The sequence below is a fragment of the Corallococcus aberystwythensis genome, from assembly GCF_003612165.1.
Taxonomy (GTDB): domain Bacteria; phylum Myxococcota; class Myxococcia; order Myxococcales; family Myxococcaceae; genus Corallococcus; species Corallococcus aberystwythensis.
In genome coordinates, this window is sequence record NZ_RAWK01000268.1 from 1 (window position 1) to 13370 (window position 13370).

Annotated in this window: 9 protein-coding genes; 3 read left to right on the top strand and 6 right to left on the bottom strand. The window is 70.3% G+C overall.

The genetic code is table 11. The features are described 5' to 3' along the window. Positions 1-4 precede the first annotated feature (4 nt). Positions 5-328, bottom strand: a complete 324-nt coding sequence (locus D7W81_RS33130) for a hypothetical protein (protein ID WP_120559405.1) — start codon at positions 326-328, stop codon at positions 5-7. A gap of 220 nt (positions 329-548) precedes the next feature. Here D7W81_RS33130 and D7W81_RS33135 point away from each other — a divergent pair, with 220 nt between their 5' ends. Beyond that, positions 549-962, top strand: coding sequence for a VOC family protein (locus D7W81_RS33135; RefSeq protein WP_120559406.1), 414 nt, complete (start codon positions 549-551; stop codon positions 960-962). A 64-nt stretch (positions 963-1026) separates the two neighbouring features. On the opposite strand, the gene D7W81_RS33140 is transcribed toward D7W81_RS33135, so the two are convergent. Both D7W81_RS33140 and D7W81_RS33145 read right to left on the bottom strand, forming a co-directional pair. Continuing rightward, entirely contained in the window at positions 1027-4599 is a 3573-nt protein-coding gene (locus D7W81_RS33140) for a glycoside hydrolase family 78 protein (RefSeq protein WP_120559407.1), read from the bottom strand. A gap of 222 nt (positions 4600-4821) precedes the next feature. After that, positions 4822-6276 (bottom strand): ArnT family glycosyltransferase, encoded by a 1455-nt coding sequence (locus D7W81_RS33145; RefSeq protein ID WP_120559413.1) that lies wholly within the window; start codon positions 6274-6276, stop codon positions 4822-4824. Between the two features lie 155 nt (positions 6277-6431). Here D7W81_RS33145 and tesB point away from each other — a divergent pair, with 155 nt between their 5' ends. Continuing rightward, entirely contained in the window at positions 6432-7301 is an 870-nt protein-coding gene (tesB, locus tag D7W81_RS33150) for an acyl-CoA thioesterase II (RefSeq protein ID WP_120559408.1), read from the top strand. 8 nt (positions 7302-7309) lie between these two features. Here the strand turns inward: tesB and D7W81_RS33155 are convergent, their stop codons facing one another. Together D7W81_RS33155 and D7W81_RS33160 are read right to left on the bottom strand one after the other, a co-directional pair. After that, positions 7310-7882 carry a hypothetical protein gene (locus tag D7W81_RS33155; protein WP_120559409.1) on the bottom strand — a complete coding sequence of 191 codons (573 nt, stop codon included), beginning with the start codon at positions 7880-7882 and terminating at the stop codon, positions 7310-7312. Between the two features lie 79 nt (positions 7883-7961). Continuing rightward, a complete protein-coding gene (locus D7W81_RS33160; RefSeq protein WP_120559410.1) occupies positions 7962-9188 on the bottom strand; it encodes a heparin lyase I family protein in 1227 nt (408 codons plus the stop codon). Positions 9189-9810: 622 nt separating this feature from the next. Here D7W81_RS33160 and D7W81_RS33165 point away from each other — a divergent pair. After that, positions 9811-11604, top strand: a complete 1794-nt coding sequence (locus D7W81_RS33165) for a sigma 54-interacting transcriptional regulator (RefSeq protein WP_120559411.1) — start codon at positions 9811-9813, stop codon at positions 11602-11604. Between the two features lie 23 nt (positions 11605-11627). Here D7W81_RS33165 and D7W81_RS33170 read toward each other — a convergent pair whose 3' ends face one another. After that, positions 11628-12995, bottom strand: a complete 1368-nt coding sequence (locus D7W81_RS33170) for an alpha/beta fold hydrolase (RefSeq protein WP_120559412.1) — start codon at positions 12993-12995, stop codon at positions 11628-11630. Positions 12996-13370: the final 375 nt, after the last annotated feature.

Genomic DNA, 13370 nt, shown 5'->3' on the forward strand with positions numbered 1-13370 from the left:
GACTTCAGGTCTGCAGGTTCATGGACAGCGAGCGGCCCGCCGCGAAGCGGGGCTCCGCCTGGAGCTTCTCCAGCACGCGGTCCGAGGCGACGAGCGTCACCTGGGGCAACAACCCCGGCTCGCTCATCCACTTCACCGCGCCCAGCAGGTGCTGGGCCCGGATGAACTCCAGGACGGCGCCGTGGAAGGCCTTGCCCTCCTCGCGCCACTCCTGGGCCAGCTCCGCCCGGCCGCGCGGCGCCTGGGGTGGAGCCTTGGATGCCCGGGCGGAAGGCCGCTTCGGGGACCGGTCGTCTTCACGGGGCAGGACGATGATTTCGATGAACATCGCGGCACCCTCCTGAAGGCAAGAACAGCGAAGTGGCGCGGACTATCGCATGAAGCTGCGTCGTCCCGCCGCCGGGTGCCCCTCTTTTGTGGGGGGTTGCTGCCGCTTTCGCGACTTCCCGGGCGCGTACGCCTTGACATGCGCGATTTACCGTTCTGAAGGTCGCCGCTCCGCTGGTTGTTGGACAGACACGCAGCAGGGAAATCACGGGAGGCAGACCATGGAACTGCATCACGGCCGCATGTTCGACCATGTCCACCTCCAGGTCCGGGACCTGGAGGCGAGCAAGCGCTTCTACCGCGCGGTGCTGGAGGTGATGGGCATTCCGGTCTTCGACGAGAGCGAACGGCACTTCGCCGCGGACGAGTTCTATCTCAGCAGCGACCGCGAGCCCTCCGCGCGCGTGCACCTGGCCTTCCAGGCGGAGGACCGGGACATGGTGCACCGCTTCCACCAGGCGGCGGTGGCCGCGGGCGGCCGTGACAACGGGGCCCCGGGGGAGCGCTCGTACCACCCGGGCTACTACGCGGCCTTCGTGTTGGATCCGGACGGCAACAACATCGAGATGGTCCACCACGGGCCGGCGAAGCGCTCGGCGCCCTCCATCGTCATCACCACGGACCACAAGCCGTGAAAAGGCACGGGGGCCCCCGGGATGACCCGGGAGCCCCCATGCAACGGCGAACGGCGCAGGACGCCTAGCGCGCCGTCACGGTCCGGCCCCGCACCTGCTTCGCGGCCGGAGCGGCGGGGCTGGCGGGGTTGGCGGCCACGGCGGACACGACGCTGAACACCAGGTCGTCACGGTCGTTGTACCCACCGGACACGCACGCGCTGGTGGCGGTGGAGCTGAAGCGGAACTGCGCGCGCACGGCGTGATTGCCGGTGGTGCCGCCCACGGTGACGGGGAAGGAGAACGTCTTCAGCCCCACCGCGGTGCAGGCCTGGCCGGTGGAGATGGCCGTCCACGAGGGCGTGGCGGTGTTCGTCGAGTAGTACAGGTCCAGCTGGTCGCTGGTGCCGTAGCACCACACCGTCACGTCCACGGTGAGCTGCTTGCCCGGGGTGATGAGGCCCTGGTCCACCGTCTTGAGCACGATGCGGTCGATGCTCTCATCCGAGTGGTAGGTGCCGGTGGAGCCATCCGCGCAGGTGGCGCCCAGCGTGTTGGGCTGGTTGGGTTCCACGCCGCCAGACACCGTGCCGCGGCCGTTGACCAGCGTGGGGCCGGTGTCGCAGCCGCACACGGAGCCGCAGGCGGGCGTGCGCAGGTTCGCGTTGTACGTGGCCACGGCGGGCGTGCACACGTTGGTGGTGGTGAAGCTGAACGCGGTGCTGTACGCGCTCGCGCCGCAGCTGTCGGTGGCCCGCGCGCGCCAGTAGTAGGACGTGAGGTTGGACAGGCCGGGCGTCACGTTCCACGCGCTGGAGGACAGGCCGGTGGCGCTGCGCACCACGTTGGTGAACGCGCTGTCGGTGGCCACCTGCACGTCATACGCGGCCGCGTTCGTCACGTCGGACCAGTCCAGCGCCGGGGCCAGGGCAACGCCCGTGGCGCCGGAGGCGGGGGACGCAAGCGTGGGGGCCGCCAGGTTCACGCAGCCGCGCGTGGTGAAGCTGCGCGCCGCGCTCCAGGAGCTGGTGCCGCCGCACGAGTTCAGCGCCCGCACGCGCCAGTAGTAGGCCGTGCTGGCGGAGAGGCCCGGGGCCACCGTCCAGGTGCTGGCGACCAGCGAGTTCGCGCTGCGCACCACGTTGGTGAACGCGCTGTCGGTGGCCACTTGGACCTCGTAGCCGGACACGCCCGTCACGTCCGCCCAGTCCAATACGGCAACCAGCGCGACGCCGGTGGCGCCGGAGGCGGGGGTGGACAGCGAGGGGGCGCCGGGCGCCGCGCAGGTGGGCGTGGTGCAGGTGCACGCGGACGCCTGGCCGAAGCACGCGTTGCTGCTCGCGGGGACGACGGAGTAGCAGTACTGGCGGCCGTTGGCGACCTCCGGGTCCGTGTAGCTGGTGCCGGTGACGGTGGCGACGCGCGCCTTGCCGAAGTCACAGCCCGCGAAGCCCTCCGTCTTCATCACCCAGTACTGGTTGGCGCCCGCGGAGGCCGTCCACGACAGGCTCACCTGGCTGTCGCCCGGGGTGGCCGTGGTGGTGGGGGCCGCCGTGGGGCCCGCCGCGCAGCCGCCGTTGGTGGGCGCGGGCGTGGAGCAGGCGATGTTGTGGCGGTTGTACGCGGCGTAGATGGCCGTCATGTGCGGCGTGCCGTCCGCCAGGTTGCCGTTGTCGTCATCCGCGGCCAGCCACTGCATGTAGCCGTTCGTCGCGCCGCAGCCGTCGGACGTGCCGGCGGTGCAGTTGCAGGCGTGCCACGTGCCGATGTTGCCGGAGCCCTGGTAGAAGAGCTTGTTGCCCAGGAGGAACGCGTCGTTGGAGTTGTAGTTGAAGGGCGCCGCCGTGAGGTCGCGCGTCACCAGGTCCCACGCCGCCTGGCGCACGGGGGACGCGGCGCAGTGCACCTGCTTGCTGCACGGGCCGGAGCCGGACGAGCACATCTTGCAGGTGAAGTTCTGCGGCGTGGCCGGGATGTTCGGCACGCTCGCGGCCCAGTCCGCGTCGCGCACGCCCGAGCAGCGCGTGTTGCACCAGGACTGGCCCGCCACCTGGGCCTCCTGCTGGTTGTAGCCCGTGCCGTCCGGCGTGAGGCCGCAGCCGGTGTTCGTCGTCTGGAAGAAGCCGTAGCCCACGCAGGACGTCTGCAGCCGCAGGATGCCCGCGATGTCCGCGTAGCCCTCGCTGGAGTTGGAGAGCGAGCCGTTGGCGTCGTAGTTGTCCATGCCGTGGCCCCACTCGTGGTCGAACACCGCGCCAATCTCACCGGTGTTCCGGCAGCCGCCTCCGGACTTGTAGAAGTTCACGCTGCTGCCGTTCCAGAACGCGTTGCACGTGCTGGACAGGTTCACGTTGGACGTGAGCTGGCCCTGCAGCCAGGTGTTGGAGGGCAGCCAGCCGCGGGCCACCTCCTTGATCTTGTTCAGTTCATAGAAGCTGGAGCGCGCCGCCGGCGTGTTGCCGGGGGACGTGCCCGCGGGCACCGTGCAGTCGTGGTCGTTGTTCACGCCGCCCAGGTCCAGGCTGCCAGTGGCGGAGCTCACGTTGATGGCGCCGCAGCTGTCGGCGATCTTCACGTACTTGCCCGCGAGCGTCGTGGTGACGCTGCCGGCGCTGTAGTTGTAGATGCCCGCGCCGTCGGTGAAGTTGTTGGGCGACGCGAAGCCGGTGTTCGCCCACGGCATGGGGGAGTTGGGCTGCATCGTGCCGCACGTCTCCTTCGACGTGCAGGTGCCGATGTTGGTGGACGGGTACACGCCGCCCTTCACCTGCGCGTCGAAGTAGTGGTTGTCGTCCTCCACGGCCAGCACCTCGCCGGAGCCCGCGTCCACCGTCACCTTCCAGCGCTCGTGCTCACCCGGGAGGGAGAAGCCGTAGCTCCACACCAGCGCGTGGCCATACCCCTGGCCGAACGCCGCGTCCTTGCGCGCGAACGGGGCCACCTCCAGCGTGGGCTGCTGCCACAGGCTGGTGGGCGATAGCGTCTGGCCCAGGAACGTGCTGCCCGCCGTCAGCGCCTGCGACGCGCTGAACGTGGGCTTCAGGCCGATGCCCACGTTGGACCACGCCTCCGTGCCCAGGAGGATGAGGTTGCCGTGGCTGATGGTGGCCGCCAGCCGGCCGTGCCGCACCGGCACGCCGTTCACCACTTGCGGGATGTGCACCTGCCACAGCGATTCCGACACCTGCGTCACGCGCGGCGCGCCCAGCTGCAGCAGGTCCACGCCGATGACGTCCTGATGGTCCGCGACGAACTTGAAGACGAGCTCGCCCACCACCGACTCGTCCACGCTGCCCACCGAGCGGCCCAGTCCCTGGCGCACGGACTCCAGGCTGACGTTGTTGCGGAAGCCGTCACCGGGGATGAGCGGGAAGCTGCCCTGGATGCCCGTGGGCATGCCGGACAGCGGATCCAGGTACACCTGCACGTTGCCACCCAGGCGGTTGGCGACGCCGGCCCACTTGTCCGCGCTCACCCGCGGCATCAACGTGCGCGCCTTCTCCAGCGGCATGTTCTGGATGGGCAGGTACAGCTCTGGCTTGAAGAAGGCCTTCTTCGCCACCGCGCTCTGCTGCGCGGACGGGGCGGGTTGGAATGCGTACGTCGTGGACGACACCAGGAGGGCTAGACAACACAACGCGGACCGCAGGGGGCGCATGGACGTCTCCTCGGATGAAGCCGCCGGACGGGACCGGCGGGCTCCGGGGCGGAGCGCTTCCTGCTTAGGTCAGACGCTTTTTAAAAGTGAATTGCGGCTATTCCTGAGTAACTTCGTATTTCAGAAATCCGAATGGAATCAACGCCTTGAAGTGTTCACTCGGCGGTTATTCACTCCCGGAGTGTTCTAGTCCGCTCGCAGTATTTCATCCGGACTCCTGCTTCAGGGTTGGGCCCACAGCCGGACGCGGTCGTCCTGGATGAGCTTGCCATTCACCGCGTCGGTGGTGCCGCTGGCCATGAAGCGGCGGGGCGTGTCGCGCGTGGCGACGAGCGCGGCCTCGGCCCACAAGAGCAGCAGCAGCGCTCCGGCGAGCGCGGGCAGCCTCCGGGCCACGGCCGCGTGGCGCTCCCCCAGGACCTTCAGCGGTAGCACCAGCAGCGGCAGGAGCGCGGGGAAGACGACGAGCAGGCCGCGCGCGTAGCCGAAGAAGGCGAGCGTGACGAGCACCCGGTGCAGCACCACCAGCGACAGCAGCCGGAAGGGCGCGTGCGCGGGCTTGAGCGACAGCAGCATCCCCGCGAGCAGCAGCGCCGCGAGCGGCCACTTGAGCCCCGCTGAATCCGGAACGAACACGTCCACCGGGGCGCGCTCGCCAGTGAGGCCCCCGGGCACGTCCGAAACGCCGACGCCCAGGCGCAGGCCGTCCAGCCACAAATCCAGCTTCGTCCCCAGGAGCCGGGCCGCGTCCCCGGGCGCGTCCACCATCCAGCGCAGCCCTTCCGCGTAGCCGTGCAGGAGCAGGCGCCGGTGTTCCGGACGGGACGGGTCCAATTGGCCGTTGCTGCCGCCCTGGTTGATCAGCGCGGGGGTGAAGCCGCCGGTGGCGCCCGCGTGGTTCGCCATCGCGAAGTTGAGCGGCCCGTACACCGTGACGGGCACCCACTCCGGCAGCGGCTCCAGGTGCGGGGCCCGCGCGTTCAGCTCTCGCATCGTGTCCAGGTTGCGCAGCGCGGAGGGCACGAGCAGCAGCAGGGACACGCCCACCGCCGCGCCCCAGCGCGGGGCCCACTGCCTCCAGGCCTGGCCCTCACTCCGTTCGCGCGCGGTCCACGCATACGCCAGCAGGAAGGGCCACAGGCCCAGGTGCTCCGCGCGGGTGAGCGTGCCCAACCCCATCACCGCGCCCAATCCCAGCACCGCGGGCCAGGACGGCACTCCGCCCCCCAGGCGCAGCGCCAGCGCGCAGGTGAAACACAGCCACAGCGCGGACAATGTTTCATTGCTGTACGTGGTGGAGAGCACCAGCCACCCGAAGCTCGTCGCGTACAGCCCCGCCGCCACCCCGCTCCACGCCGTCCCCAGCAGGCGCCGCCAGAAGCCCTGACAGAAGGCCACGGTGGCCGCGCCCAGACAGGCGAGTGTCAGCTTGTACGGCAGCGCGCTGCCCTGGGGCTCCCCCAGCACCCGGTACAAGAACCCCAGCAGCGCGGGGAACAGGGGCGGGTGGTAGGGCAGGGTGGCCGGGCCCTCGCGCCCTCGCGCCAGGTCCAGCGCGGCGGTGTGGAAGAAGCGCGCGTCGCCCGCGAAGAAGACGGAGAAGGGCCAGTCCCGGTCCGGCGCACCCGCCAGGTACAGCGCGCGCAAGAGCAGGCTCAAGGCGAACGTGGCAGCCATGGCCCAGGCCGCCGGGTGCCGCCGCAAGGCGTGGGGCAGGGAAAGCGGGGCCACGGACTCCTCCGGAGGAGAAAGGCGCCGCACTCTACATTGGCCCGCGCGCCGGGGCCTCCGGCTGGGGTAGAGACGGGGTGCGTCAAAACGGGAGGAAGCACATGAGCCGGGTGCTGGACGAGCTGTTGGGGCTCCTGAAGCTGGAGCCCATCGAGGAGAACCTGTTCCGTGGCGCCAGCCAGGACCTGGGCTTCCGCCAGCTCTTCGGCGGGCAGGTGCTGGGACAGTCCGTGTCCGCCGCCAGCCAGACGGTGGAGGAGGCGCGCACGGTGCACTCGCTGCACGGCTACTTCCTGCGCCCCGGGGACGCGAGCCTGCCCGTCGTCTACACCGTGGACCGCGTGCGCGACGGCGGCAGCTTCACCACCCGCCGCGTGGTGGCCATCCAGAAGGGGCAGCCCATCTTCACGCTGATGGCGTCCTTCCAGGGCGACGAGCCGGGCTTCACGCACCAGGCCACCATGCCGGACGTGCCGCCGCCGGAGTCACTGCCCACGGACCTGGAGCTCTTGGGGCGCCACGCGGGCCGGATGTCGGAGCGGCACCGGGAGAAGTTCCTCTCCGCCAAGCCCATCGAGATGCGCCCGGTGACGTACGTGGACCCCTTCGAGCCCACCGCCGAGCCGCCCGTGAAGCACGTCTGGTTCCGCGCCGACGGCGCCATGCCGGACGAGCCCCAGGTGCACCGCTACGTGCTCGCGTACGCCAGCGACTTCAACCTGCTGGGCACCGCGCTCCAGCCGCACGCGCTGACCTTCCTCCAGCCAGGCTTCCAGATGGCCAGCCTGGACCACGCGCTGTGGTTCCACGGCGACCTGAAGGTCAACGACTGGCTGCTCTACAGCATCGAGAGCCCCTGGGCCGGCAACGCCCGGGGCCTGGCGCGCGGCAATGTCTTCACCCGGGACGGACGGCTCGTGGCCTCCGTGGCCCAGGAAGGGCTGTTGCGCCAGCGCACGGACGCGCGCTAGCGAAAGCGTCAGAAGGCGAGCCCCGGCGTCGCCCGGGCCCGGGAATCCAGGTCGATGACGCCGCCCGGGCGGTCGTCGTCGTCCGAGCCGGTGGTGGGCTTGAAGAGCATGCTCACCGCCACCAGCGACCCCATCAGCACCACGCCGATGGAGCCCGTGAGCAGCAGCGTCTTGCCCAGGCTGAACTCGCGCAGCTGGGCGTGGTCCACCTCCGCCAGGGGCACCACGACGGGGGGCGCGGAGGCGCCGGAGGAGGAGCCCTCCAGCGGCACGCCCCGGAAGCGGTCCGCGTCCACGCCCACCTCGATGAAGCGCTGGAACTCCACCTCCGCCTGGGCGGACACCCGCGCCAGCGCCAGCGGCGTGTCCGAGCTGAACTGGTGCGCCTGCCCCTCCACGTCCCGCACCGTGCGCTGACGTGCGGTGGCGCGGTTGAGCATCACGTCGCCCAGCTCCTTCAGCAGCGCCGCGTTGTCGTCCTTGAAGCCATCCAGCCGCGTGAGCTCCGGCTTGGGAATGGCGTAGGTCGTGGTGCAGGACGACAACAGGGCGACGGCGGTCAGCGCGGCGCACACACGCATGAGACGACTCCTCGGGATGGGCCCTGAAAGCCTATCCCGGAGCGTGCCCCGGTGCCTACCGGGGCACGCCGCCGGTGTCTCACTTCAACTTGTAGTTCGCGTCCAGCACGTCCGCCTGGGTCCGGCCCATCACCCAACCGTCGTGGTAGACGACGCCCACGGGGGCGATGGTGTCGTTCCGGTACAGGCCAATCTTCAGGTAGTTGAGCTGACCGGTGTACTGCGTCGCGATGTAGCGCTTGGGCAGCACCAGGTTGCCGTCGTAGTACAGCTCCACGAACCCCACGCTGGAGTTGGGCGACCACTTCACGTGGAAGACGAAGTCGTGCCAGGCGTTGCGCACCAGGGGCGTCCGCCAGACGATGACGCCCGGGGAGCCGCCGATGTTGAGCCGCATCTCCTCGCCGTAGACGTAGAACTCCACCGGCGGAGAGCCGCAGCACCCGTCGTGGTGCCACTGCGTGAAGAGCTGCCACGTGTTCACGCTGGGGAAGTCCGCCGCGAAGCGCGTGCTCCAGCGGTACCAGTACTCGGAGCCCGGCGCCTCCTTCGTCTGCTTGAAGATTTCGTTGCGGTTGCCGCTGGAGTTGATGGGGTCATCGCCCTGCTTCACCGTGGCCTTGAGGGCGAAGCCGCCCTCGCGCAGCGGTGACGAGACGACCTGGAGCCGGTCCGCGGACATCATCTGCGTGCCGTCCCACTGGCTGCGGTCGCCGGACTCGAAGTCGCCCCGCCAGATGATGCCGCCCGGGTTGGTGGGAGGGGGCGTCGTCGTGGTGCCGGAGCACGGGCGCGCCTCCGCGATGCTGGCCCAGTCGTTGACGGTGTTGCCCTGCACCGTGACGCGCACCCGGCGCGCGCTCACCGGCGTGAAGCTGTACGTCTCCGCGGTGGTCGTGCCCTTGCTCTTGCCGCTGTACACCTGCGTATAGGTGTAGCCGTCCGGCGACACGGAGACGGTGAAGGTGTTCACCCGCGTGTTGCCCTGGTGCCAGGCCACCGCCACCGCGCCCACGCCCTTGGTGGCGCCCAGGTCGTAGTCAATCCACTGGCCCTTGCCCAGGCTGCTCCAGCGGGTGGTGAGATTGTCATCCAGCGTGTTCGTCGCGATGCTGCCGTCACCGTCGTCGCCGCTGGCCTTCACGCTGCTGGGCGTCAGCTGCGTGCAGCCGGTGGTGGTGAGGTCCTCGCCGGACGCCTCGAGCGCGGGCTGGCGCTCGTCAACCGGAGGGGAACCATCCGGAGCGCCACAGCCGGCGGCGCCCAGGACGAACAACGTTTCAACCAGGAGGAGGGTTTTCTTCAAGGGGTTGGCCCAGGGGGAAAGGACAGGCAGTGGAAAGCCATGCCCCCAAGAACGGGAGACAGGGGCATGGCTGGGGGATGTCTGGCTTTACGGCGGGTCAATCCCCTCTCGTGCTCCCGGACCTGTTCGACAGGGCCGTGTCAACGGGAGGAGAAAGAAAGCATGACGTGTGTTTCGGGTGCTCCATCCGGCAACCGGGAAAGGCTGCCGTGCTCCAAGGTGATAAATGGAATATCGAAGTTCTATTTCGAACACAAGCGACGTTGAGCCCGCCTGCATGCTGGGCAGGTTGAAACCGAAAAGACAGACATCAATTTCAGACGGCCCGGTTGGAAACCTTCAACCCGCCGGAATGAGCGATACAGCGCGTCGCGTGGGAGGCGTACCGCCGGAGCACGGCCCGTCCCCGGTGCGGGCTGTGGTGCGGTGTGGGGTGAAACGCGCCACGGTCCGGGCAGGGCATTTCGGACCCGTGTCCACTTGCGCCGTGCCCGGGGGACACCCCCTTTGCCGCCGACTTGCGATGACGGAAGAATCAGGCAGAACCCCCTCCTGAAATGTCCGTGGACTGCCAGGTAGCCCGCCGCGCCGCGGCCATGAGGCCGGTCGAGTGACGCACCCCATGACGCGCCCCGAGTCCCAGCAGGTGCCTCGGAGCGAGCGCAAGCCGCTGTACGTGAAGGTGGTGACCCAGCCGGCGCTGCATGGCTGCTGGTCCGTGAACATCAGCGAGACGGGCATCGGGCTCATCGCCACGCCGCGCCGGCCTTCGGAGGGCCCGCACGAGAACGAGCCCGTGGAGATGGCCTTCTCGCTGCCGGACACGGGCGCCCACGTGCGGGTGCACGGCGTGGTGCGCTGGCGCCACGACACCGCGAGCGGCGGGGGCACCGTCGCGGCGTTGGGCATCAGCTTCGGCGCCTTCGACGCGGCGGACGGCGTGAAGCTGGCGCGCTACCTGGCCACGTCCCACCTGCAGGTGGTGGCCGCCTTCGCCTCGGACGACGAGTCCCGCGCGGTGCGCCAGGCCCTGGACGGCGTGGCCACGCCTCACTTCGCTGGCACCGCGGACGAGGTGCACGCGCTGCTCACCCGCGGTGACATGGCGGCGCTCCTGGTGTGCGGCCAGGACGAGTCGCGGGCGCTCGCGCTGGTGGAGTCCCTGGCGGAGCTGCGCGCGGAGGTGGACCCCACGGGGGCGGGGCCGCCCAGCGACCTGGCCTCGCGCATCGTCTACTGCGCCCCGGCGGCCCCGGAGCGGCTGGTGGCCCTCTTCAACACCGGCCGCATCTACCGCGCGCCCGGAGCGTGGCCGGACCCGGACGCCATGCGCGAGGCGGTGCTCCAGGCGGGGCGCGAGCACGGCTTCCGCACGGAGCAGTGGCGCATGGCGCTGGAGCTGGAGCGCAACCTCCTGCGCGAGCGCGCGCTGGCCCAGGCGCCCGTGGGGGGCATGGGCCGGCACGGGGAGGACGTGGGCTTTCGCAGCCCGCCCATGCAGCGGGTCATGGAGATGGTGCGCCTGGTGGCCCCCCACCGGGTGGCGGTGCTGCTGCAGGGCGAGACGGGCACCGGCAAGGAGGTGCTGGCGCGCATCCTCCACCGGCTCTCCGGCCGGGGAGACCTGCCGCTCGTCGTGCAGGACTGCGGCGCGCTCACGGAGACGCTCCTGGAGAGCGAGCTGTTCGGCCACGTGAAGGGGGCCTTCACCGGCGCGGTGTCGGACCACCCGGGCCTCTTCGTGCTGGCCAACGGCGGCACCATCTTCCTGGACGAGATCGAGAACACCACGCCCAACCTCCAGGCGAAGCTGCTGCGCGTGCTGGAGACGGGAGACATCCGCCCGGTGGGCGGCACCCAGGTGCGGCACGTGGACGTGCGCGTGGTGGCCGCGAGCAACCGGGACCTGGGGGAGGAGGTGCGCACCGGCCGCTTCCGCGCGGACCTCTTCTACCGGCTCAACAGCTTCACCATCGACATCCCGCCCCTGCGCGAGCGCCCGGAGGACATCCCGGAGCTGGCGCGCTCGTTCGTGGAGCAGTTCAACCGCAGCCTCAAGCGCTCCGCCACGGGCGTGGCCCCGGACGCGGACGAGGTGCTGCACGGCTACGGCTGGCCGGGCAACGTGCGCGAATTGCGCAACGTGGTGGAGCGGGCGGTGCTGCTGTCCCGCCCCGGGGAGATGCTCACCCGGCGCCTGCTGCCGCCCGCGCTCCTCAACAACGCCGTGCCCCGCGCGGACCCCACGGGGGACGGCTCGCTCCGGGCCCGGCTCCAGCAGGTGGAGCGCGAGCTCATCCGCGAGGCCCTGGAGCGCCACGGCGGCGTCCTGCGCCGCGCGGCCGTGGCCCTGGGCATGGACCCCGTGACGCTGGGCCGCCGGGCCCGGCGCCACGGACTGTGGAAGGCGGAGTAGCGCTCCGCCCTCCACGCGCGGCTTCAGTGCGCCTGCATCCAGGAGAGGAGGGGCTGCCACACGCGCACGCGCGCGTCCCGGGCGAGGAACAGGTCCGCGTGGCCGAAGTCCAGCGCGCGCTCCGACTCCGGCCGGCTGCGCACGATGAGGCGGGTGACGTCCGTGCTGCCCAGCAGGCGCGTGGAGTATTCCCCGTACTGGCCCACGCCGCCCGCCGCGCCCACGTACAGCACCGGCACCTTCACGTCCTTCAGGTGGTCATCGAAGGGCACGTCCAGGCCGCACAGCTGCTTCTCCGTCTCCACCACCTCGTTGAGGCTCTGGTAGGGCACCGCCAGCTGGAGGTAGTCGAACAGGGTGGGCTCCGGGGTGAAGGCCGTCCTGTCCGGCATGCCCGCGGCGTCCAGGATGCTGCCGGCCAGGTGGTAGCCCGGCGTCAGCGGCTTGAGCGGATCCAGCAGGGCCGCCGTCTTCCCGGCGGCGATGACGGCGACCTTCCGGTTGGTCATTCCCACCAGTGCCGGCGGCACGAAGGTGGCGGTGCCATTGGGGTTCTGGGCCGCCAGCTGGCCGATGAGCTTCACCGGCGTCCCCGGCGCGGGCCCCAGCAGGCCGCCCTCCGTGCGGCCCTCGTCGCGGGCGGTCTGGAGCGCCTGGTACCGCTCACACGCCCACTGGCGCTGCTGGCCCGCCTCCGGCCCGAAGCGCACCGGCATGTCCATGGGCACGAAGCCGTCCACCCGGCGCTGGGCGCGCGGACGCTGCGACTCCCCATCCAGGTACGCGTACCCGATGGTCGCCCCCCGGCTCCAGCCCAGGAGGAACATCCGGTCATTGCCGCCGTTGCCGGCCAGCCGCCGCACCACGTCCGCCAGCGCCAGGCCCGTGCCCAGGTCCTTCACGTGCGTCTGGATGCCCCAGTCCTTCATGAACTCGAAGTCCGTCTCCGCCTCCGGCACGCCCACCCACCGCAGGTCCAGGCCCCACACGTCCACGTCCTGGCTGGCCAGGAACGCCGCCAGCGAGCGGTTCTCCGGCATCGTGGACACGCACGTGTTGGTGAGGAACGCGGGCGCGAAGCCCCACAGGTCCCCGTGCACCATGAACACCGCCCGGTGGGTGCGCGCCGGAATCCACGGCCGCGACTCGCGCACCACGCGGTGCACGGTGACAGCGTCGTACTTCCCCATCCCCACCCGCACCTTCCAGGTGTAGTGCGCCAGCCCACCGCCCAGCGCCTCCCGCTTCGTGCTGGAGGCCACCAGGCCCGCCGACACCAGCGACCGCGTCCACAGCTCCGCCTGCGACGTCAACTCGCGCGCTTCCCCCGGATTCGCGCGCAACATCACGAACAACGCCAGCATCACCCACAGGCTCAACGTCCTACGCATACCGACCTCGACTCGCATGAGGGTCCCCCAACTCAGAGAAGCGCCACGGCCCGACATCTCGCGCTTCCGATGCAGGCCTCCCCAGGAGCACCTTCCGCGCCAGGGCCCAAGTCATTGATTTCATTGGTGCTGCCCCGCGGGGCAAGCTTCAACGGTGAAGCTACCCCAGAGCCGCTCCGGCCGCGCTCCGAGTGAAGGAACGCGGCACCCCGCGTACTTCAATGCTGAGACATGCGCACCACGGATGCCGCAGGACCTTCCTGACTGAACGGACATCCCCGCCGGCCCGCCAGGGTGTGTTTGTTCATTCAATCCAACACATACATCTGAAACAGGCAAGTCCTGGATGTTAGGGGACGACGGCGGGGCAATCGC

Bases quoted from the DNA above. Each gene is read 5' to 3' on its own strand.
- D7W81_RS33130 (WP_120559405.1), bottom strand. From the start codon at position 328: ATGTTCATCGAAATCATCGTCCTGCCCCGTGAAGACGACCGGTCCCCG.
- D7W81_RS33135 (WP_120559406.1), top strand. From the start codon at position 549: ATGGAACTGCATCACGGCCGCATGTTCGACCATGTCCACCTCCAGGTC.
- D7W81_RS33140 (WP_120559407.1), bottom strand. From the start codon at position 4,599: ATGCGCCCCCTGCGGTCCGCGTTGTGTTGTCTAGCCCTCCTGGTGTCG.
- D7W81_RS33145 (WP_120559413.1), bottom strand. From the start codon at position 6,276: ATGGCTGCCACGTTCGCCTTGAGCCTGCTCTTGCGCGCGCTGTACCTG.
- tesB (WP_120559408.1), top strand. From the start codon at position 6,432: ATGAGCCGGGTGCTGGACGAGCTGTTGGGGCTCCTGAAGCTGGAGCCC.
- D7W81_RS33155 (WP_120559409.1), bottom strand. From the start codon at position 7,882: ATGCGTGTGTGCGCCGCGCTGACCGCCGTCGCCCTGTTGTCGTCCTGC.
- D7W81_RS33165 (WP_120559411.1), top strand. From the start codon at position 9,811: ATGACGCGCCCCGAGTCCCAGCAGGTGCCTCGGAGCGAGCGCAAGCCG.
- D7W81_RS33170 (WP_120559412.1), bottom strand. From the start codon at position 12,995: ATGCGTAGGACGTTGAGCCTGTGGGTGATGCTGGCGTTGTTCGTGATG.